Here is a 21,346-nt window from a genome sequence, read left to right on the forward strand (position 1 = left end):
CTGAAGCTTAAAGTGTAAAGGAAACACCCAGTACGAGGGTCTTGGCCGGACTGAAAACGTTACCGGTTACGCCATTGAATTGTTGCTGAACGTTCATCCCCTTCCGACCCGACAGGATAAGCAGGTTTTCGCCACTCACATAAACCTGAGCATTCTCCAGGAATAATTTACGGGCCAGTGTATTGGGCAGCGCATAGGACAGTGTTACCGAACGAAGGTTCATGTAACTGGCGTCGATCAGCCAGCGATCCGATTGGGCATCGAAATCACCGGTCCGGCCAGCGTCCATACGTGGCACATCCGTAATGTCGCCGGGATTGCGCCACCGTCTCAGGATGTCGGTAGATTTTGCACTACCATATCCGCCCGAACTCATCAGGGCAGCATACGCTCCATCGTACGTTTTGCCGCCTAACTGGTAGACGAACAACGCCGACAGCGAAAGACCTTTGTAGCGAAACGTGTTGGTAAAGCCACCCGACAAAGCCGGAATAGCAGTTCCGTTGTAATGGAAACGAGCATTGTTGATACTATTGGTGAGTGTATCACCCGCTTCCGTGATACGGGAGTTGGTCGCTACGAAATTGGCCGCCCGATACTCAACCTCACCATTTGCTGGATTGACTCCTTTAAATTCGCGCAGCCAGTAATCGTAGATTGATCGGCCGACCGCAAGTTTTTTGGTTCCGTCGATAATTTCTGGATTTTCGTCCGGCATTTTGGTGATGTTATTCTTAATCCGGGTAGCATTCAGATCCAAACGCCAGGTAAAATTCTTCGTACGGATCGGTTCGAGTCCCAATTCGACTTCAATGCCCCGGTTATACATCGTACCAATATTCCGGGTAACGGTTGATATACCCGCGGACAAAGGCAGTGGTACGGCAAAAATCAGGTTGGATGACCGACGATCGAAATACTCGAATGTACCCGACACCCGGCCTTTAAATAAGCTGAACTCAAGCGCTACGTCAAACGCATTACTTGACTCCCACTCCAGATTCGCATTGCCCAGGCTTGTTTGTAAAATACCAGCCTCCGATGCATTGTTCCATCCCAGACCATACAGGGGCTGCCAGGCATAGTAACTGATCGTATTATCCTGCGCATTCTGTCCTGTATTCCCGCCACCATCGTTGCCTGTCTGGCCGTAGGAGGCTCTCAGTTTCATGGCGTTGATTGTCGGGATTGCCCGCAGGAAATCCTCCTGATCTAAACGCCAGGCACCACTGACGGAATAGAAATTTCCCCAGCGAGTATCCCGATAAAATTTACTGGACCCATCGCGCCGGACCGAAGCTGAAAGAAAGTATTTCTGGTCGTAATCGTAATTGATCCGCGAAAAGAAACCTTCTACCCGGCGCATGAAGGCTACCGAAGCCAGGTTCGTTGTTGTCGTGAAGTTAACCAGTTCATAGTTACCGTCCAGAATCTGCTGTGAGCGCGACCCTTCCAGATTGTTATCGCCCACCTGGAAATTTTCATGCCCCAATAAAACATCGAAGTTATTTTTCCCGAACGACTTGTTGTAGTTCAGCAGTTGGTTGAGGTTATAACTGGAAATGTTTTGAAATTCATGGTTAGCACGACCAGCCGGGGCTCCGTCACCAATTTCCGGGTTTCCGTAGGTGTAGCCGTTGTAATTGGTAATATCGGTACCAATGTTGGCGGTGAATTTAAAATCCTGTAGAAAGGAAAGTTCAGCAAAGCCACGGGCACTGAGTACATTCCGGCGGAAATAGTTCTGATTCAAAACTGTTTCGGCAACCGAATGGCGGCCACCAAACTGAGGTCGGGCTGGTAATCCCAGAGCAGTCAGGTTACCGTAGTCCCAGCGTCTGTTTCCATTGGGAAGTGTCAGAAACTGGCCCGGATTGTTCGGATCGTACGCATAGACCGGATAAATCGGGCCGATGTTGCGGGAGAAAAAGAACGGGTTAACAAAGGTAGTGCTACCAGCCGTACCGCCTGCATCGGCCTGATTCGACTTTGTCAGGGTTACGCCTAAATTAGCGCCCGTCCGGAGCCAGGGCTTCATCTGGGAGTTAATGTTGAGTCGGCCCGTAATGCGTTCGAAATCGGAGCGAATCAAATACCCTTTATCATTCAGGTACGACAGGGACAGGAAATAATCAGACTTGTTCTGTCCACCCGCAAAGCTAACGTTCAGCTCATCCCGATTTCCCTGGCGCATGATCGGCTTTTCCCAGTTCAGATCATCTGCCGAAAACCGAAGCTGAGCATTCGGATTCATTTGGCCATTCACGTCGACCACCTGATTATCAGGCACATTATAAGCGTTGTAGCCTACCAGGCTGATCAATCGGCTTGTTGCATCTGCGTTTGCCGTAGCCAATGGTACAGGGTTAGTTGCGCGGTAAGCAATACTATTCCTGTAGGTTTCCCACATTAACGGATAGTATTCACCTACGCCAACACGGTCATACTCTGGCAAGCCGCGTGTACTTAATCCTTTTGTATAACGAACATTGATCGTACTCCGGTCTTTCTGCCCTTTTTTCGTCGTTACGACAACCACACCATTAGCGGCCCGAGAGCCATACAAAGCCGTTGAAGCAGCATCTTTCAGGACAGAAATACTCTCAATGTCATTGGGACTAATGTTAGAAATATTACCTGAATAGGGAATTCCATCGACCACATACAGTGGATCGTTCCCTGACGAAATTGACCCAAACCCCCGGATTCGAATATCAGGAGAGGCACCGGGCTGGCCCGTACTGGCCGTCGTCTGAACGCCTGATACGGCCCCCGAAAGCGCCTGCCCAATGTTGCTTACTCCTCTGTCTTGAAATTGAGTGGGTGAGAGCGTACCAGCCGAACCGGTAAATGATGTCCGTTTGGCGGTACCAAATGTGGTGACAATGACTTCATCCAGATTAGCCGCATCTGCCGACAAACTAATGGTAATCGTCGATTGATTGCCCACCGCAACTTCCTGCGACTTAAACCCAATGAAGCTGAATACCAATCGACCAGTAGCTGGAGCACTTAATCGATAGTTCCCGTCTGCGTCGGTGGTTGTGCCGCGGGTTGTTCCTTTCAATTGCACACTCACTCCCGGCAATGCCGTTCCGTCTTCTGAAGACGAAACTCGACCGCTCACAGTAACCTCCTGAGCCAGTACAGGCAGACAAATGCACGCAGTTAGTAACCAAATGCATAATAAAAGTTTTCTCATGAAGTGTAACCAGTAAAAAGTTTTAACCATTTTTTAATTGAAACCCCAAAAATACCATATTCCAGACAAAATCAATATATTCTATTAAAAATTCCTTAAGATCCAATAATTAATATGGCATATCACACTTTTTGTACAATTTTACGAAAGTTTGTTTTTATTGCTATAATACCCAGTGCTTTTATATACTTTAGTAAAAATAAAAGACACTATTTGTGAAGTTTTTTTCTAGAAAAGATAGAGTTTGCTAAGCAGTATTAAGCTGATATAATAGTTCTTAAATGCCGGTAAAGTCTAAATAAACAAGCAATCAGTCTGTTCACTCGTTTTGTCATTGGCAGCCCATTTCAATTGCTATTAGTAGTTAATACCATCGTAATTTCTATCTGATAAGGGCAGAACTCAGTATTTTATCGATTATGACCAAATAATTTTCAATAATGACATAGGGTGATTTCACACCCGTATTTCCTACATCCGGCTGAAGGATTCCAGTGCGATTTATAAATCCGTAAATTGGCGAAAAAAAAAGGGATGTAGTGTCGGTTTTAAGAAACCGGCACGGCGAGGTTTGGAGAAACCCAGAGGTCAGGTTGAAGAACCTGACCTCTGGCCAATATGCCTGGCTTCACGAACGCCAGGAACCGCAAAATGGTCGGCGGCAAATGTGGTTTACGAAATGTATTGTGAAGCTGTTGACCTTAAAGCACTTCGGTCAATACGCCAACCAGCGCATCAATATCAGCAGGCGTATTATAGACATGAGGGGCAATACGCAGGGCGCGGGCGCGGGGCGAGACAGCTACTTTTTGAGCTAGTAACGCCTGTTGAACAGCCAGTGCATCGGCATATTTGGGTAGCCAAAGACCAACAAGGTGATGACTTCGTCCCTTACTACCGTTTATCGGTTCGACCTGACAGCCAAGTTGTTCCAGAGCGGGCCAGGCGTTTTTTGTCAGTTCTTCGGTATAGGACTGAATTCGTTCCGGCTGCCAGTCAAGTAGTTGCGTCAGGGAAGCCTCAAGCATCGGCATCTGGATAAAATGCGATTGCTCCCCTACATTATAGCGATACGCTTTGGGCCGATAGATCGGCTGATAATCCATCAGGCGGTGAAACTGATTGCTGTCCAAGCGGTTCATCCAGCCCTCTTCAAGCGGAATGCCCTCATCGAAGGCCGGGCTAAAATAGGCCAACCCAAGCGAATATGGCCCCATGAGCCATTTGTAACCCGCACACACGACCACGTCGGGCTGGCAGGCGGTCAAATCAAAAGGTAATGCACCAATTGCCTGCGTGCCATCCACGGCAAACCACGCTCCTACTTCTCGGGCCCGCTTACCGATTGCTTCCAGATCAAACTGAATACCATACATCCAATGCACAGGTGGTGCCAGCACCAAGGCCGTGTCAGGACCGATTGCCTCCAGTATTTGTTCGTTCCAGCGTGCACCTCTCGGAAATTCATCGGGCATTGGAACCGTTTTTATCCGTAATCCCAATTCCTTACTGACACGATCCCAGGCATACACATCGCTCGGAAATTCACTGTCGAGCAGAACAATGGTTTGCCCGGCCCGAATTCCTGGCTTGTTGGGCAGGTTACGGGCTACCACGGCCATCGCATAGGAAACTGATGGAACAATGGCAATCCGGTCAGGGTCGGGGTTATTGATCAGCTCGGAAAATAACGCACGAACACGAACCGATCCACTAAAAAAATCGTCGGGGCGAAGGCCAAATGGGTTAGCGTCGCGACTGATAGCATCATGTCCAGCCTGTTCAACGGATTTGCTTAAGGGTGCACGAGTAGCACAATTCAGGTAATGAATTCCCTCAGGCAGACTAAACTTGCTTTTCTGTGTAGTAAGTGGAGTAATTCCCTCTATCAGCATACTAAATTGATGAATGACGTAATTTAACTCGTAATTAGTTTAGTCTGGCACGAGGTTTGTTTATTTTTCTTATGAAATCTAAACATCGTAACTTCTATGACGACACTGTTGGGTATAGGTTCCCGAATTAGCCACACAGAGTTTGGCGATGGTGTGGTAATCAACCTGAAAGCTACAGGCTACACCATCACTTTTCTGCAACATGGCGTGAAGGTACTCAAATTCGACACACCCATGACCATTCTGGAGGCCATTGAGCCAGATGGCGATCTTGTTAGTTTATTCGACGTCGAACAGGCTTTAGCGCGGGTGCTACAGCGCTGGTCGGACCAAACCGAAGTCGTTCCACTTGGTGATAAGTGGAAAGGAGGCAAATTGATATTGAAACCCGGCCGGACTGATCTGACGCCGAAAGAAATGCCGATCGATGGCTTTTTCCATAAAATTGTCATGGTCCGCGACCGCCTTCGCGTACTTGAACAGCGTATCAATGCCAGCAATCTGGACGATGAAGAGAAAGTGAATATTCAGCAATACATCACAAAAATATACGGGAGCCTTACCTCCTTCAACCTGCTCTTTAAAAACCAGAATCAGCAGTTTGTCGGCGAGAAAGTCCTTAGCGAAGCCTAATATTTTTTCATGTAGTTTTGGGTTAGTAGATTTGAAGCTCCCCGCTATCGGCTCGATAACGGGGACTTTTTTTTGTTGGACCTCCCAAATTCGTCGCTGGTGATTCTTACTGTCGGCGGTCGAAGAGAGCTTTCTCAACCTCTTCTTTATAATTACGCCCGATTGGAATCTGGCTCCCATCGATGATCAGCCGATTTCGCTCAATTCGACTAATTCTCGATACAGCCGCAATGAACGACTTGTGTACCCGCATGAACTGGCTTTGAGGAAAAATCTCGTGCATGGCTTTGATAGAGCCTTTTATGACAATTTTGCTGGTAGTTGTATAGATAATGGCGTAATCCTTAAGTCCCTGAATATAAATCACATCATCAAAATTCAGCTTGATACGCTGTAGGCCACTTTTTACAAAGATTGACTCGGGGCGTGTTTCGGCCGGGCCGTCTTCCAGATTGGCGTTTTGCTCTTTCAGGGCCAAAAAGTCGCGGATTTTCTCGATTGCCTGTATAAATCGCGGATAGGAAATGGGTTTTAGCAAAAAATCGATGACCCCCAGCTCAAAGCCCTCGAATGCATAGTCGCGGTAAGCGGTAGTAAAAACCGTGATGGGTGGACGAGGTAACGATTTCAGAAAATCAATACCGTTCATGCCGGGCATTTCAATGTCCAGAAACAACACATCGGCTTCATGATTTTCCAGGTACAAAAGGGCCTCACGGGCATTGCCGAATGGGTGCACGGTCCCGGTAAAATCGAATCGGCTCAGGTATCCTTCCAGCACTTCACGGGCTAGGGCCTCGTCATCGACGACTACGCAGTTTAGCATCATTGGCCTGGTGGTTTCCAAAAATCGCGCTTATTAATTGACAACCCGGTTCAACGTATAACTTAAATTCTCATCGCCAACCCTGAATCGGCGTTCCTGGTCCAGGATAAACAATACGTCATCATCACCCTTCAGCAAATAAATGGAAACCTCAGGTTTGTCGGAATCCAACTGATAAACAATAGCGTTTGGATCAGTTTTTATACCGTGCACAATTGCCCATTTTCCTTCCCGAGCCGCCGAGCGATTCAACGTTCCCAATAGTCGATAAGTCGTTGGCTGATGGGTAGTCGGATCCTGATAGAGCGTTAGCCCCCATTTCACTTTCCAACACTCAGGGCTAACAGAAATTTTCCAGTCTTTGGCGATTTCGGAACAAGGGAACCTGCCGCCAAAAACGCCTACCACTTCCGGTCCACTGGCGATGGGTGAGCGGTAGTTTTTTTTCGAGGGAACATTCGTCAGGCGGGCATCCTGCGCGTTGACCCGATTGGTACAGAGAAAAAGACCGATCAGGCAGATGCATATAGTTCTGATTTTCATTGCGTTCAACGATTATTTTCTGTTCAGAGTGTAGCTCCAGCCCTCATGACCAATCATTAGTTTGCCCTGCTGATCCAATAAGTGGAGCAGCCGACTCCCTGAGCCATTACCTTCCAGATTGACAAAGGAGATGGCCGTTTCGGGTGTATCCGGATTTAATCGATAAATCTCCCTGTTTTGGGCATCTTTCAGAATTACCCATTTCCCTTCCTTCTCCAGGCTGGTTCCACCATTTTGGAAGCCGGTTGTATTCGGTTGTGTCATGCCGTAGGTATACCGAATTTTATAGACGGTAGGCGCTTGATTTCGAGGGTCCCGCTGGAGGGCTACGTTCCATTTTATAAACTCACAATCTGCACTGGCTGGAATCGACAGCATCGTTCTCGGAATCATGTCGCAGGGGCTGCTGGCCACAAAAATGGCTGGTTCGGACGATGTTCGACTGGCCTGGACAAACCAGATTGCCAGCAGGACAAGCATACTGATTTTGGCGAATTTCATAGTCAATAAGGGTCTATTTGGCTGTATTTTTCACACGTAATTTCCGTTCCAGCGTCCATACATCGTTGCTGTAATCGAAGTCAGGATGGCGGATATCCTGCCCACCATATTTTCCGCCCGTCATGTAGATTTTTCCCCGATGCACACAGGCTGCAATACCTCCGCGCGGTGACCAGGGTGCGTTTTGTTCGCGCCAGTTGCGCCCATCCGAACTGATTAAAACCTGACTGCTGAATTGCCCATTTCGGTTACAGCCCAATAGCCAGATCTGCCCATCCAGCACCACAGCCGCGTAGCCGAAAATTTGTATGCCTTTGGCAATTTCGGGCGTTTCCAGCTTCCAGTTTACGCCATCCTCCGACGACCAGACGTCGTTATTGAGGAGGTATAATTTATTCCGTAAGGTTACGATCTGGCTACCACTTCGCTTACCAAATGGGAGATTGTCTTTTACGTTCTGCCAATGGACACCATCTGGCGAATTCCAGATATCGGCGAATTGCGTCTGGCTGTTTTCTCCACCGATCAGCCAGATCTTATGCTGAAAAACAAAGGGGTGATAGAAAAATCGCCGGGGCAGATTGCTTTGTCCGGCGATACGATTCCAGTGCTTCAAGTCCTGAGTCTGGTAAATTTCGGGTCTAAGTGTATATCGTTCGATATTACCCGTAAAGTGGCCAAGACCCAGAATCGTGTCGTTGAACTGGATGTAATCCAGAAATGCCAGGTTAGAAATGACATTGGGCAAAGTTGATTTTTTCCAGTCCCTGCCATCAATAGAGAACCAGTTGCCATCGGGATGAAAAACCCAAAGCGTATCCCGATGACTGAACATCTGGAAATTATAGCTCTTCTTCCAGGGGCCCTCCTCCAGTTTTTTTGTCCATTTATAGTCTGGCTTGCTAATCGGGGCAAGTCCATCTGTGTACTTGCTCAACTGTTCAGAATTGATCACCCATGGTAGTAGAAAGGTGATCAGCAGATAACGAAATAGGCTATCCATGGCTCGTTCGTGTTTAGTGTCGAAAGCACAGGTACATTTCCCTATCAGTCAGCAAATGAGATGTATAAAGCTGCTTTGTAGGTATCCAGCCTGTCTTCCGTTTGAAGCGTATAGCGTCCTGGATAAAGCAATTCCAGTCGTTTCCGAAGATTGGTCAGACCAATACCACCTTTCTGTTGCTTAGGCTGTGCTGTCGGTTTGTTGTTTTCAACCGTCATTTCCATCGCTGTTGCCTTCAGAGTCAACGTGCCATGAAGCCAGGATTTTTCGGCCTGTTTGCCCACGCCGTGCTTAAACGCATTTTCGACCAGCGGCAGCAACAAAAGTGGAGCGATTTCCTGCCCGTTCGGGTTACCGTTGATTTGAAGGGCAATGTCGGAATGATCACCACAGCGGATTTTTTCCAGCTCAATGTAGTTCTTTAAATAGCCAATTTCCTTTTCGAGCGGCACCCGTGCATCATCGCTGTCATAGAGCATATACTCCATCATTTCGGATAGTTTCAAAACCATATCCGGGGCCAGATCGGACTTCTTGAGGGTCAGCGCATAGAGGTTGTTCAGGATATTGAACAAAAAGTGCGGGTTCACCTGCGACCGCAGAAAATTCACCTCAGCCTGTAATTTTTCAACCGCAATCTTTTGGAGCATACGCTGCTGCTCGTACCAGTCGATGCTCAGTTTCAGGGGAACCATCAGGCCCAGGTACCACAAGGTGCTAAAGAAATTGTAGGATAACGTTTCGTACCAATTCCGGTTTAGGGTTGGCGCAATGATGAATCCGTATAAAAAATAGTCATAAAGAGTCTGTACGAACAGATAGCCCAGGATTGACAGGAATACCAATGAGAAATAGCGGAGATAACGCCCGGTTAGCAAATAGCGGGGTAACAGATAGTGTAGATTGAGGTAAGCAATGCCAATCAGCAGAACAATTCGAATACTCACACAGGCCGCAAAAAAAGGCAAACCGGCCTTATAAATCAGGTATCGCTTCTCATAGAGGAAAAACCCGGTTATAAGCACCCAATAGGCCGTATGTACCAGCGCGTACTTGACTGGGATAGTTCGGTTGGAAAGCGGAATTTTTACGCGTCTATCCAGAAAGTCCATGCGAAAAACAGTTTGTAATCCGATGTAAATGAACGTAAAAGAAAAACGTCCTGAAAATTATATCGACCAACGACCAAAAAAGTAGAGGAAAGGAATTCGCCCATGCGGCTCGTCTATTTTTCCGACCGTTGGTCTACTATTTTTTGGAATAATGAACGGCTTCGGTTGCTTTGTTCAGTCAGTAACCAGACAGCAAAAACTATAGATCATGAAACCCCAAAAAATCATTCTGTTTATCGCCACTCTGGCCGTTACGCTGTATGCGTCTGCCCAGGACAAAAAAGTAGGCGGCCCTTGCGAAGGCTGTGAAGCGATCCATGAGAGTCTGGTTCCATTCGACAGGCTGGATGCGCTTACAAAACTACCCGATGCTACATGGGATGGTAAAAAACCGTTGGGCATCAATGGCATTGTGTATAAGGCAGATGGAAAAACGCCAGCTCCGGGTGTCATTTTATACATCTACCATACCGACGAAACTGGGCATTATACCGCAAAAAAAGACGCCAAAGGCTGGGAGAAACGGCATGGGTCCATACGCGGCTGGATGCGTACCAATGATAAAGGCGAATACAAATTTGTTACACTCCGCCCAGCCCCCTACCCCGGTCGTACTGATCCTGCTCATATTCATATCACCCTAAAAGAGCCGGGAATCAACGAATACTACATTGATGAGTACCTGTTTGATGACGACCCGCTGCTCACTGCCGAAAAGCGGCAGAAGTTGGAGAACCGGGGTGGTAGTGGCATCCTGAAGCTCAAGGATGTCGGCAATATGTTCAAAGCCGAACGACACATCATCCTCGGAAAAAACATTCCGAATTATCCCATAAATCAGTAAAGTCTATCCTGTTGTCGTGAACATGATATCCTCTGTTGGGCGAGGACGGCTTCGCTATTGCCCTGAATGTCAGCTCACAGCCCGATTGTTACAAAACCAATCGTTATGAAACGTTACTTCGTCTTCCTTTTTTTATCTGTTTTTGGCCAATGCCAACTGAAAGCCCAACTCACTGATAGCCTGGGCTCGGCAAGCGGATTTTTTGCAGATTCTATTACGGGGAAGGCCATTCCATTTGCGACTGTGAAGCTGTTTCAATCGCTCGGCGGTCCGAAGAAGAAACTGGCTGAGGGTACACTTACAGACAGTCTGGGGCATTTTTCGTTAAATAATCTGCCCTATGGTACGTATTCTCTTGCGTTTAGCGCAGTCGGTTATCGGGCATTCCAAACGCCGGTCTGGATGATAAATGGCCAAAGTCCTGCTTTCGATCTGGGCACCATTGCCATCGGCCAGGATGTAAAAAACCTGAAAGCCGTCACTGTCAGAGGGCAAAAACCTTTGATTGAACAACGGGTGGATGGAATTACCTTCAACGTGGAAAGCCTGCCAGCCATTGCCGGTAGCAATGCGTCAGATGTGCTGCGCAAAGTACCGCTATTGTCGGTCGATGGGAACGGTGGGCTGTCGATGCGGGGAAGTTCGAATATCCGGGTTTTTATCGATGGTAAACCGTCCGAAATCTATGCTTCGTCTTTGGCAGATGCATTGAAATCAATTCCTGGCGAAAGCATTGTCAACGTTGAGGTAATCACCCATCCATCGGCCCGGTACGATGCAGAAGGCACCGACGGGGTAGTGAACATCATTACCCGGCGAATTCGAACGAATATCACAAATGGTAATGTGAGTGGCGTTCTGGGCAATCGAAGTGAAAGCCTGATGGGAAATGTGCAAAGCAAATACGATAAATGGCTGGTGAAACTAGACGGATTTTACCAAACGTACTGGAATCAGAATGGATCGGTACTGGAACGAAAAACAGGGCCCGTTCAGGTCGTTCAGAAAAATGAATCCCGACAATCAGGCGATTACTTCTTTGGCGGGGCCAATGTTCTGTATAGCCTCGATTCGCTGAATACGCTCAATGTGGGTTACCGACATCGCTGGTCACCCTACCAGACGTATGTAATTTCAGATAATTTTTATACCAAAAATGGTACAGTACTTCCCTCCTTTCGGCGGCAGATCGATACGCCGATTACCAACGATGGGGATGCATTTACTGCCGGATACACAGGAAACTCGCGGGATAAGCAGAAAGAAATTTCGCTGCTGGGTACCTGTTTTCTGTTCAACGGCACAAGCCGTTACGACATGGAACAAATCAATAATGACCAAACGCCTAACAAAGAGAATTTCTCTGGTAAAACCCTAAACCGCGATCTGATGATTCAGGCAGATTATACGCAGTCGTTTCAGAACAACCTGAAGTGGGAAATCGGCGGAAAACTCACGCAAAAAAATCTCAATAGCGACAGCCGGTTTGGGATCTATGATTTTGGCACTCATTCGTACAATAACGACCCGCTCCGGACAAATGCATTCTCGTATCGAAGCACGATTTATGCGGTGTATACCAACTTTAGTTTTCAGCTAAAAAAATGGCAATTTATGGCTGGGACGCGCTATGAACAAACAGATCTGAATGCCAACTTCAAGGGCAATTTATTGCAAATACCCGGTTTTCAGAATCTGGTCCCCAACCTGTTAATCAGCAAAAATCTGAATCAGAAAAGCACAGTAAAGCTGGGGTATACCGTGAAGCTGGTTCGCCCGTACTTTTCCTATCTGAATCCAACGATCAACAACAGCGATTCCCTCACTAATCAATTTGGCAATCCTTATCTGCGCCCAGAAATCACCCGCCGATACCAGCTTAGCTTTTCCCGGAATGGCGCCCGGTTATTTACTGACATTGCTCTGTTTTACAACCACAACCAAAACAGTATTGAGAGCATCCGAACCGTACGGTCTGATGGCGTTGTTGAAAATACCTGGCAAAATATTGGCCGCAATAAACGGCTAGGTTTTTCAGCAAATCTGACCTGGAAACCCAGCCCAAACATCAGTCTGGGAAGTACGCTGACCATGCAGTATGTTCAACTGGAAAGTCCGGCTATGCAATTGCGTAACAGCGGCCTGATGAGGCAATTAGTTCTGAATTACAGCTATAAACTACCCAAAGGCTACAGCATCGATTTCTACGGCTTTTTCGATGTGGCTACGATCCAGTTACAGGGTTATCGTTCCGGCTGGAAATTTTACAACATGACGTTCAGTAAAAAATCGACGAATGACCGGTTTAACATGAGTTTGCGCATGGAAACGTTCCTGACGCCCTACACCTTTATCGACGAAGTAACCATGTCTGAATCCTTCTATCAACGACAAACCAGTCGTTATCAGAACCAGAATCTTCGATTTACGGTCTCGTATAAGCTGGGCAAAAAGGACATAAAAAGTCCGCGGATGCGGCAGGCAGAAAACCCGGAGTAACCTGGTCATCAACAGTCGGCATCCATTGGACACAAGTGCGCTTTGGTTTATAAATAGTTTGATCCTGACCAACTAGCGTTGCCAGCATATCGAACCAAAATGGGAGTTCGTAGGTACATTTCGAACCACGCCCGTAATCCCATAGAGCCTCTTCTCACTACCAAATGACAAGACTTCCCAACCGGGTCCTGATTGCCGAAGTATTTCCGGGCGGTTTCCTGAGTCAGTACCACCGTGTTTGGCTCGTCGACGCCCGCTTCGAATTCCCTTCAGGAAATGAATGGTGAATACATCGAAAAAAGATGAGTCGGCATACAGCAAATTATCTTCTTTAAAAGAAGTTGTTCCGTAGCTCACAAACCCACCTCCCTGATTCCGGATACGGGTTGTTTGCAGGACTTCGGGAAACTCACTACGTAGGTTCTGCGCAACACTTGGCCCCAGCGTTGGGCCGTTAATATCTTCGCCGTTCAATCGTAAATTGATACTCACGCGTACAATTCGATCCGCTTTCTGATTATAACAGTCGCAGGATGAATTATCCTGCACATACAGCATGATCAATATGCAGGTGGCCAATCCGATAGCCAGACCAATCACGTTGATGCTAGTTGAAACTTTCTACCGCTTCAGATTGCGAAAGGCAATTTTGAAAAAGTTATAAAGCATGTCAGGAGTTAAGCTTGACGGTTTATGATCGTATTCTGGTTGTCGTTTCCTCCGGCGCACAAACGGTGGCAGCACCGACACCACATTGAGCACATAACGCAGGGTAGCGTGCGTTTGACCGACCGCTCATACCAGTACCGATACAGCTCATCCAGATCCCCCTCCACTTCCTCCAGGGTGTAGCCAGGTCAGTAGCCAATGGGCCCAGCGGGGCGGAGATTGATCAGCCGTCATCGCTTATTCGCTACGTAAGCTTTTGACCGGGTTCATCAGGGCTGCTTTGATTGCCTGGGAACTCACCGTCAACAATGCAATTCCTATAGCTAATCCACCTGCCAGAGCGAACATCCACCAGTCAATTGCAATCCGATACGGAAATTCATTCAGCCAACTGCCCATCGTCCACCAGGCTACTGGTGTGGCGATCATAAAAGCCAGGGAAACCAGCGCGATAAAATTTCTGGAAATTAGTCCCATGATGGTAAGTACACTGGCGCCCAATACTTTCCGAATTCCGATCTCTTTGACACGCTGTTCTACACTAAAGGTCGCCAGTCCGAACAAGCCCATATAGCCTACGGTAATGGCAAGGACGGCAAACACCCAGAGCAATTCGCTTAGTTTTTCTTCGGTGCTATACATTTTCCCATAGGTATCGTCCATGAACTTATAATCCAGAGGGAAGTTGGGCGAGAACTGACTCCATACCGTATTGATATAGGCTATCGTTTGCTGTATATCAGCTTCTCTGACCTTTACAGCCACTTTAAATACCTCCTGCGGTACCATGTGGATTACCGCTGCCGTGACTTTCTCATGAAGGCTTTTATAGTGAAAATCCCGAACTACCCCTACTATCCTTCCTTTTTTAATCGGATTTGACGTGTCGGCGGGCACCCATTCATGCCAATTTATCCGTTGGCTCAACGCTTTTTCAGGAGAACCAAAGCCGAATTCTTTCACCGCCATTTCGTTGATGATAAAGGCTTCCCGCACATCAGTCGACATGTTTTTTGAAAAATCTCTGCCCGCAATTAGTTGTAGACCTAGTGTTTTTACGTAGCCATGATCGCCGATAAACATGTTTACCGAATATTCCTTTTCTGCATTCTTACCTGGAAGGGTAACGCCATCTCCGGCAAACTGGTCGCCCGGAAGACCATAACCTGAGGTAACCGCAAGCACATTGGGAGAGCGTCTCAGTTCGGCCTTAAACGTTTCGAGCCCTTTCCCCGCTACCTCACCCTGTGCCTGAAAATAGATCAGTTGTTCTTTATGGAACCCCAGATCCTTATTGTTCATATACCGGGTTTGCCGGAACACGACAATAGTCGAAATAATTAGCAATGAAGAAAGGGCAAACTGAACAACGACCAGGGCCTGTCTGAACCAGGATTTGCCGTTGACGGATAGCTGTATGTTTTTCAACACCTTCACCGGCTGAAAACCAGATACGACAATGGCCGGATAGCTACCCGCCAGTATACCCACCAACAGGGTTGTACCCAGGAGTAACAAGCCTAATTGCGGATTGGTAAGTGGGTTAAAGGCTATCGTTTTATCGGTGAAGCGATTCAATGCCGGAACGACGATAAACAAAGCGATTACTGCGATGAGCATAGCGATCATGGATATCAAAATCGTTTCGCCCAGAAATTGAAAAACGAGTTGCCTGCGTCCTGCGCCAACTACTTTCCGTACACCGATTTCTCTGGCTCTCCTGAACGAGACGGCTGTAGCCAGGTTAATAAAATTGAAACAGGCAATGACCAGTACAAACAGGGCAATGATCATCAAGGCATTTACATAACTTTCATTTCCACGGATGGCATTGTCGAATGTAAAATCAGCCGAGCCAAGATGAATATCGTCGAGTCGCTGAAAAAAAGGCAGCATAACGGTGTCGCCGGGTTTGATAATCTCGGCTTTTACATACGCCTGGAACTTGTTTTGTAGGTGTTCAATATCAATTCCGGGCTTTACTTTTATGTAGGTAAAAAACTGGTTCCAGGTCCATCTTTCCATTCGACTTGGTGGTATACCCACGCTGGATAAAGACATCAGGAAATGAAAATCCAAATGAAAATGATCCGGCAACGGTGCCAATACGCCTTTTACGGTATAATCGAACGTATTTATTTTGAGGGTTTTACCAATGGGATTCTCACGGCCGAAATACTTTTTGGCCAGCTCGCTGGAAAGAATAACTGTTTTCGGAATATCAAGAATGCCTGCAACCGTCCCCTTTTCCAATGGTAAAGCGAATACCTGTAGAAACGACGGTTCCACAAACCAGCCTTTGTCTTCATAGTTTTTTTGACTGCCTGTTTCCATCAAAAACCGGTCGGGAGCCATCAATATCCTGGTAGAGGTATCTACTTCGGGATATTGCTGTTGCAGAAAGCTGGCATAAGCCGGAGCAACAACCGCTTGCTTCGTGGTCGTATTATCTTTGGTTCTTTTCGTATAAATGCGAAAAATGTTCTCTCCGTCTGGAATCGTTTTATCAAATTTCCATTCGTCCCATACAAACAGACCGATCGAAAGACAGCCGATCATGCCAATAGCTAACCCAGCAATATTGATGACTGAATAGACTTTATTGAGCAGCAGGTTTCTAAAAGCGATTTTGAAATAGTTCCGAATCATGTCAGGAGTTAGGCTTGAGGGTTTATGATCGTATTCTGGTTGTCGTTTCCTCCTCCGTACAAAAGGCGGCAGCACCGACACCACATTGAGCACATAACGCAGGGTAGCGTGCGTTTGACCCGACCGCTCATACCAGTACCGATACAGCTCATCCAGATCCCCCTCCACTTCCTCCAAAGTGTCCTTAGGGTGTAGCCGGGTGAGCAACCAGTGAGCCCAGCGGGGCGGTTCGACGGGACGAGGTTTCATAAAGAGTAATGGCTAAGGTGCAGGGATTAATGCATTGAAAAGGCCATTTATCGCTACAGGTTTTAAATCCGCAAACGCCCGAGCGGTACATAGTCCATTAGCCAGTCATCATTCTGACCGTAGTGAGCGAACAGGATTCATCAATGCGGCTTTGATACTCTGGAAGCTGATCGTTAGCAATGCGATTCCAATCGCCAATAGCCCAGCCAGCGCAAAAATCCACCACTCAATATCAATCTTGTAGGCATAATTCTGCAACCAGCTGCTCATCCCGTACCAGGCAACTGGCGATGAAATGAGAATAGCCACCAATACCAGCTTGAGAAAATCCTCCGAAAGCAAGGCAACGATGCTCGTCACCGAAGCGCCCAGCACTTTGCGTACACCGATTTCTTTCGTCCGTTGTTCGGCCATAAAAGCCGCCAGCCCGAACAGCCCCAGACAGGAAATGAAGATGGCCAGAAACGCGAAGTAATTGACCAGCGCCCCAACTACGGTTTCGCTATGGTACAATTTCTGGAAAGCCTCATCGGCAAACCGATACGTGAGCGGAAACTTAGGATTCATTTGACGCGCCAGGGTTTCCAGGCTCGCCAGTGCCTGCTTGGTCTGGCCAGGTTTGATGCGAACAATGATAATTTTCCCCTGGCCCAGTTTGGCAATAAACGGTTCAATGGGCGTGTGCATCGAACTTTGGTGATAGTCGGCAACGACACCAATGATTGTCCCTCTTTTTCCCCACATAGTCAGGGGCTTACCAATCGGGTCTTTATAGCCAATCCGCCGGGCTGCGGTTTCATTAATGAGGAAATTGGCCGAATCGGCACCAAAATCGCTCGAAAAATCCCGCCCGGTAACGTTTACTTTCAGCGTCTTCGTGAAATCATAATCGACCGTCGAGAATTGGAACTGGATACTGGTTGTTGTATCCTTACCCGGCCATTGAACGTTGCCCGTGCTTCCAAATCCATTGGTTGGCGTTCCATCCATTTTGGTTACTGCCTGAATGCCAGGCATTCGTAACAGTTCCTGCTTGAAGGTGCCGTATTTAGTAGCCAGCTCACCCTCCGAGGAAACGTAAAGCATCCCCTCCCGATCAAAACCAAGATTCTTGGTCTGGATAAAATCAATTTGCCTGTATACGATGATCGTTCCGATAATCAGCAACATCGACAGGGCAAACTGAAAAACCACAAGACCCTGTCGGAAAAGTCGCGCACCAGAGCCAAATCGAATGGTGCCTTTCAATACCCGAATCGGGTTCAGCGACGACAGGAAAAGGGCCGGATAGCTGCCGGCAATCAATCCGGTAACGAGCGTCATCCCAAGCAACATGAACCAGAATGAGGCAGTGGCAAACTGAAACGTAATGTGCTTCTCGGTCAGGCTGTTGAAGGTAGGCAGCAGCACCCAGACAAGACCCAGCGCGATTACTAAAGCCAGAGCGGTCAGGACCATAGCTTCTCCAATAAATTGCCCGATCAGCCAGTTCCGGCCCGCGCCAACCACTTTCCGAACGCCCACCTCGCGAGCCCGTTTGACGGAACGTGCTGTGGCCAGATTCATGAAATTAATGCAGGCAATCAGCAGAATAAAAACCGCTACGATACCAAATAACCGCACGTATTCGATGCGACCGCCATTCTGATATCCGTTCTTAAAATTGGAATACAGATAGGCTTCCTGATAGGGTTGCAAAAAAAGCTGAACGTCTAAACCGCGCTTTTCCATGCCTGGATTACGGCTTTTCAGAAACGACTTCATTTTCGCTTCCAGCCGGGCCGGATCGGCCGACACACCATTACGGTCGACCCGGAGTTGAATTCGGGTTTCGGGTACGTTGGTGCCCCATTCCTTCAGCCATTCATTGTGTCTCAGAAGGTCTGACCAACTAAGCAGATAATCATAAGTTACCGATCCATTTTTCGGTATATCCTCAAAAACGGCACTTACCTGATAATCTTCCTTGTTACCGATCCGGATACTTTTGCCCATTGCCGCCTGCGGGCTGCCAAAATAGTTTGTTGCCAATTTCCGTGAGATGGCAATATTGGCCGGAGCATTCAATGCAGTTTCGGCACTACCGGCCAGCAGTGGAAGACTAAACATCTTAAACCAATCCGCCCCGGCGGCTCGCCCTTTTTCCTTGTTCAGTTTCTCCCCCACCGAAAAGGTTCGTTCCTCTTCCCATGACAGACCAGCGGCATACGCTATTTCGGGAAACTCTTTTTTCAACTCATCGGCCAGTAATCCGGGCGTTCCTGGGCTGGCTTCAACTTTTCCATCGTAGAACTGACGTTCCATGACGTTGTAGAGTTGCGGACCGTTGGCATGATAGGCATCGACACTGAATTCGTCCTGAATCCACAGAAAAATGAGCAGACTACACGCCATACCCAGCGCCAGACCCAGGATATTGATGGCCGAAAATGATTTATTATGAGCGATGTTTCGCCAGGCGATTTTTAGATAATTACGGATCATGATGGGTTTCAGGATTGATAATTGACTGTACTCTTCTTTACGCTGTCGTCGACGCACAAAAGGCGGCAATACCGATACTACATTGAGCAGATAACGCAGGGTAGCTTGCTGCGGACCCGATCGCTTATACCAATAGGTATATAGCTCGTCCAGATCGCCCTCGACTTCCTCCAGGGTGTCCCAGGGATGCAACCAGGCCAGTAGCCGCCTTGCCCAGCGGGGTGGTTGAGAAACGGAGTTCATAAGCCACTCAGCCGAAGCGTATGAGGTGGAACCATCTGCCAGAGCTCATGCCGAAGCTGTTGTATTTCCTGTAGCGCCCGGCTTCCCAGGGCCGTAACCCGGAACAGACGCTTACGTCGTCCACCCCGTTCGGCGGTAGCTCCACCCAGTTCCGATTTAACGAAGCCTTTCTCTTCGAGCCGGATGAGGGTATTATGGACGGTACCGAAGGTGACGATTCGGCCCGTATGTTCTTCGAGGGCCTGGCTAACAGTAACCCCATAGCCTTCACCATCCAGAATAGCTACCATTATCAAAACCACTTCTTCAAATTCGCCTAAATACGTTCGACGCATACCGTCTGATTTATTAGTTTATATTTTATCGTACAAATCTGCGGCCAAACCGTCGACAGTTTCTAAAACCGCTTAAAATGGCTCTTTTATCGTTCTTTGTGAAGAAAGTTTGTCCGTAAATGGACAATCGTTGTCCCTCAACGGACATAACCGAACGCCATAAAATAGCGTCTTGAAAATCAGTCAACTCCGCTTCGAGCTTCTGGGATGGTACTCTCGGAGTGTTTGTTTTAGATAATCACGGTCGAGGTGGGTGTAAATTTCGGTGGTTGTGATCGACTCGTGGCCTAACATCTGCTGCACTGCCCGCAGGTCGGCTCCCCCTTCGATCAGGTGCGTTGCGAACGAATGCCGAAATGTGTGGGGACTAATGTTTTTTTTAATATTGACCTCATCGGCCAGCTTTTTAATCGTCGTAAAGACCGAAATCCGCGAAAGCTGTTTGCCGCGTAGATTCAGGAAGATCGTGTCCTCATCTCCTTTCTGAACATCAAGCGTCGAGCGCACATGCTCGACGTAGATGCGCGTGTAATGCATGGCGTCTTCGCCGATCGGAACCAGCCGCACTTTATCACCCTTACCGAGAACCCGGACAAATCCGGCATCGAAATAACAGTTGGTCAGCCGTAAATTGAGCAACTCCGATACGCGCAGACCCGAACTATACAACACTTCGAGCATTGCCCGGTCGCGGGTGCCGCCGGGTGTCGAGAGGTCAATGGCCGCCAGCATGGCTTCAATTTCCGGAAAGCTGAGTGTATCGGGGAGCTTACGACCGAGTTTGGGTGCTTCCAGCAACTGGGTTGGATCGCGCTGAATCAGATTTTCGAGCAGCAGGTATTTAAAAAATGACTTCAATCCGGAGAGTATTCGGGCCTGGCTGTGGGCCGTAAGTCCCAATTCACCCAGATAGACCAGAAAGTTCATTAACTGCCTCTCGGTTACCTCCATTGGCGATACCGCCGGATCGGTCAATAACATGTATTGATAGAGCTTCTCGGCATCATGAAGATAAGCCTCAACTGAGTTTTCGGACAGCGACCGTTCGAGTTTAAGGTAGTTCTTAAAGGCGTTTATATAACTTTGCCACATAGAGGTTGAATGAATACGAGGCAATGTAGAATGAATAGCGGCTAAAGTAGCACGACATGAAGTCCACAATCACCTCCTATTTATGATGCATTGTACATTTTTATGAAACAGATTCTTATTATTAACGGGCCCAACCTGAACCTGCTGGGCAAACGCGAACCCGATATTTATGGTAACCGCTCCTTTGTGGATTACCTGAAAACGCTGGAAGCAATGTTTCCCGATGTGCAACTTCGCTATTTTCAGTCGAATCATGAGGGTGAGCTCCTGGATAAAATCCATGAATTGGGCTTTACGATCGATGGAATCGTGATCAACGCTGGTGCTTACACCCATACGTCTATCGCCCTTGCCGATGCGCTTTCTGCGGTTACAGCACCAGCCATTGAGGTCCATATATCCAATGTTCATGCCCGCGAATCATTTCGCCATCACAGCTATCTGTCGGCTAAATGCAAAGGAATTATCGTTGGTCTGGGCTTGAAAGGATATGAAATGGCAGTGCGCTATCTTCTCAGTGAGCAGCCATCAGCGAACAGCCCAAAATAATTTATAACTCGTAGAAAC

Annotated in this window: 16 protein-coding genes; 4 read left to right on the top strand and 12 right to left on the bottom strand. The window is 47.7% G+C overall.

Annotated elements, in window-relative coordinates; all coding sequences use genetic code 11:
• Positions 1-7: 7 nt before the first annotated feature.
• Both G8759_RS25455 and G8759_RS25460 read right to left on the bottom strand, forming a co-directional pair.
• The gene (locus G8759_RS25455; RefSeq protein WP_167214571.1) at positions 8-3,202 is read right to left on the bottom strand and encodes a SusC/RagA family TonB-linked outer membrane protein; all 3,195 of its coding nucleotides are present in this window, start codon (positions 3,200-3,202) and stop codon (positions 8-10) included.
• 701 nt (positions 3,203-3,903) lie between these two features.
• The gene (locus G8759_RS25460; protein WP_167214574.1) at positions 3,904-5,097 is read right to left on the bottom strand and encodes an aminotransferase class V-fold PLP-dependent enzyme; all 1,194 of its coding nucleotides are present in this window, start codon (positions 5,095-5,097) and stop codon (positions 3,904-3,906) included.
• 96 nt (positions 5,098-5,193) lie between these two features.
• Here G8759_RS25460 and G8759_RS25465 point away from each other — a divergent pair, with 96 nt between their 5' ends.
• Positions 5,194-5,730, top strand: a complete 537-nt coding sequence (locus G8759_RS25465) for a hypothetical protein (protein WP_167214577.1) — start codon at positions 5,194-5,196, stop codon at positions 5,728-5,730.
• A gap of 106 nt (positions 5,731-5,836) precedes the next feature.
• Here G8759_RS25465 and G8759_RS25470 read toward each other — a convergent pair whose 3' ends face one another.
• The 5 genes from G8759_RS25470 to G8759_RS25490 are packed head-to-tail and all read right to left on the bottom strand — an operon-like array spanning position 5,837 to position 9,715.
• Entirely contained in the window at positions 5,837-6,559 is a 723-nt protein-coding gene (locus G8759_RS25470; protein ID WP_232073939.1) for a LytR/AlgR family response regulator transcription factor, read from the bottom strand.
• A 30-nt stretch (positions 6,560-6,589) separates the two neighbouring features.
• Positions 6,590-7,099 (bottom strand): copper resistance protein NlpE N-terminal domain-containing protein, encoded by a 510-nt coding sequence (locus G8759_RS25475; protein ID WP_167214580.1) that lies wholly within the window; start codon positions 7,097-7,099, stop codon positions 6,590-6,592.
• A 12-nt stretch (positions 7,100-7,111) separates the two neighbouring features.
• A complete protein-coding gene (locus G8759_RS25480; protein WP_167214583.1) occupies positions 7,112-7,600 on the bottom strand; it encodes a copper resistance protein NlpE N-terminal domain-containing protein in 489 nt (162 codons plus the stop codon).
• A 13-nt stretch (positions 7,601-7,613) separates the two neighbouring features.
• The gene (locus tag G8759_RS25485) at positions 7,614-8,603 is read right to left on the bottom strand and encodes a Kelch repeat-containing protein (protein WP_167214586.1); all 990 of its coding nucleotides are present in this window, start codon (positions 8,601-8,603) and stop codon (positions 7,614-7,616) included.
• Positions 8,604-8,647: 44 nt separating this feature from the next.
• Positions 8,648-9,715 carry a sensor histidine kinase gene (locus G8759_RS25490; protein WP_167214589.1) on the bottom strand — a complete coding sequence of 356 codons (1,068 nt, stop codon included), beginning with the start codon at positions 9,713-9,715 and terminating at the stop codon, positions 8,648-8,650.
• Positions 9,716-9,923: 208 nt separating this feature from the next.
• On the opposite strand from G8759_RS25490, the gene G8759_RS25495 reads away from it, so the two are divergent.
• A complete protein-coding gene (locus G8759_RS25495) occupies positions 9,924-10,559 on the top strand; it encodes a dioxygenase family protein (protein WP_167214593.1) in 636 nt (211 codons plus the stop codon).
• A 105-nt stretch (positions 10,560-10,664) separates the two neighbouring features.
• The gene (locus G8759_RS25500; RefSeq protein ID WP_167214598.1) at positions 10,665-13,058 is read left to right on the top strand and encodes a TonB-dependent receptor domain-containing protein; all 2,394 of its coding nucleotides are present in this window, start codon (positions 10,665-10,667) and stop codon (positions 13,056-13,058) included.
• A 72-nt stretch (positions 13,059-13,130) separates the two neighbouring features.
• Here G8759_RS25500 and G8759_RS25505 read toward each other — a convergent pair whose 3' ends face one another.
• The 5 genes from G8759_RS25505 to xerD form a co-directional block, all read right to left on the bottom strand.
• On the bottom strand, positions 13,131-13,658 hold the full coding sequence (locus tag G8759_RS25505) for an ABC transporter permease (protein ID WP_167214603.1): 528 nt from the start codon (positions 13,656-13,658) through the stop codon (positions 13,131-13,133).
• Between the two features lie 306 nt (positions 13,659-13,964).
• A complete protein-coding gene (locus G8759_RS25510; protein ID WP_167214607.1) occupies positions 13,965-16,625 on the bottom strand; it encodes an ABC transporter permease in 2,661 nt (886 codons plus the stop codon).
• Positions 16,626-16,733: 108 nt separating this feature from the next.
• Positions 16,734-19,352 (bottom strand): ABC transporter permease, encoded by a 2,619-nt coding sequence (locus tag G8759_RS25515; protein ID WP_232073940.1) that lies wholly within the window; start codon positions 19,350-19,352, stop codon positions 16,734-16,736.
• Positions 19,349-19,687 (bottom strand): PadR family transcriptional regulator, encoded by a 339-nt coding sequence (locus tag G8759_RS25520; RefSeq protein ID WP_167214610.1) that lies wholly within the window; start codon positions 19,685-19,687, stop codon positions 19,349-19,351. Before G8759_RS25520 ends, G8759_RS25515 begins: the two co-directional genes overlap by 4 nt.
• A gap of 183 nt (positions 19,688-19,870) precedes the next feature.
• Positions 19,871-20,779: a site-specific tyrosine recombinase XerD gene (gene xerD / locus G8759_RS25525; protein ID WP_167214613.1), complete on the bottom strand. Its 909-nt coding sequence runs from the start codon at positions 20,777-20,779 to the stop codon at positions 19,871-19,873.
• Positions 20,780-20,881: 102 nt separating this feature from the next.
• Between xerD and aroQ the strand changes: the two genes are divergently transcribed.
• Positions 20,882-21,328 (top strand): type II 3-dehydroquinate dehydratase, encoded by a 447-nt coding sequence (gene aroQ / locus G8759_RS25530; protein WP_167214616.1) that lies wholly within the window; start codon positions 20,882-20,884, stop codon positions 21,326-21,328.
• Positions 21,329-21,346: the final 18 nt, after the last annotated feature.

The sequence above is a fragment of the Spirosoma aureum genome (assembly GCF_011604685.1).
GTDB classification, from domain to species: Bacteria; Bacteroidota; Bacteroidia; order Cytophagales; family Spirosomataceae; genus Spirosoma; species Spirosoma aureum.

Bases quoted from the DNA above. Each gene is read 5' to 3' on its own strand.
- G8759_RS25455 (WP_167214571.1), bottom strand. From the start codon at position 3,202: ATGAGAAAACTTTTATTATGCATTTGGTTACTAACTGCGTGCATTTGT.
- G8759_RS25460 (WP_167214574.1), bottom strand. From the start codon at position 5,097: ATGCTGATAGAGGGAATTACTCCACTTACTACACAGAAAAGCAAGTTT.
- G8759_RS25465 (WP_167214577.1), top strand. From the start codon at position 5,194: ATGACGACACTGTTGGGTATAGGTTCCCGAATTAGCCACACAGAGTTT.
- G8759_RS25470 (WP_232073939.1), bottom strand. From the start codon at position 6,559: ATGATGCTAAACTGCGTAGTCGTCGATGACGAGGCCCTAGCCCGTGAA.
- G8759_RS25475 (WP_167214580.1), bottom strand. From the start codon at position 7,099: ATGAAAATCAGAACTATATGCATCTGCCTGATCGGTCTTTTTCTCTGT.
- G8759_RS25480 (WP_167214583.1), bottom strand. From the start codon at position 7,600: ATGAAATTCGCCAAAATCAGTATGCTTGTCCTGCTGGCAATCTGGTTT.
- G8759_RS25485 (WP_167214586.1), bottom strand. From the start codon at position 8,603: ATGGATAGCCTATTTCGTTATCTGCTGATCACCTTTCTACTACCATGG.
- G8759_RS25490 (WP_167214589.1), bottom strand. From the start codon at position 9,715: ATGGACTTTCTGGATAGACGCGTAAAAATTCCGCTTTCCAACCGAACT.
- G8759_RS25495 (WP_167214593.1), top strand. From the start codon at position 9,924: ATGAAACCCCAAAAAATCATTCTGTTTATCGCCACTCTGGCCGTTACG.
- G8759_RS25500 (WP_167214598.1), top strand. From the start codon at position 10,665: ATGAAACGTTACTTCGTCTTCCTTTTTTTATCTGTTTTTGGCCAATGC.
- G8759_RS25510 (WP_167214607.1), bottom strand. From the start codon at position 16,625: ATGAAACCTCGTCCCGTCGAACCGCCCCGCTGGGCTCACTGGTTGCTC.
- G8759_RS25515 (WP_232073940.1), bottom strand. From the start codon at position 19,352: ATGAACTCCGTTTCTCAACCACCCCGCTGGGCAAGGCGGCTACTGGCC.
- G8759_RS25520 (WP_167214610.1), bottom strand. From the start codon at position 19,687: ATGCGTCGAACGTATTTAGGCGAATTTGAAGAAGTGGTTTTGATAATG.
- xerD (WP_167214613.1), bottom strand. From the start codon at position 20,779: ATGTGGCAAAGTTATATAAACGCCTTTAAGAACTACCTTAAACTCGAA.
- aroQ (WP_167214616.1), top strand. From the start codon at position 20,882: ATGAAACAGATTCTTATTATTAACGGGCCCAACCTGAACCTGCTGGGC.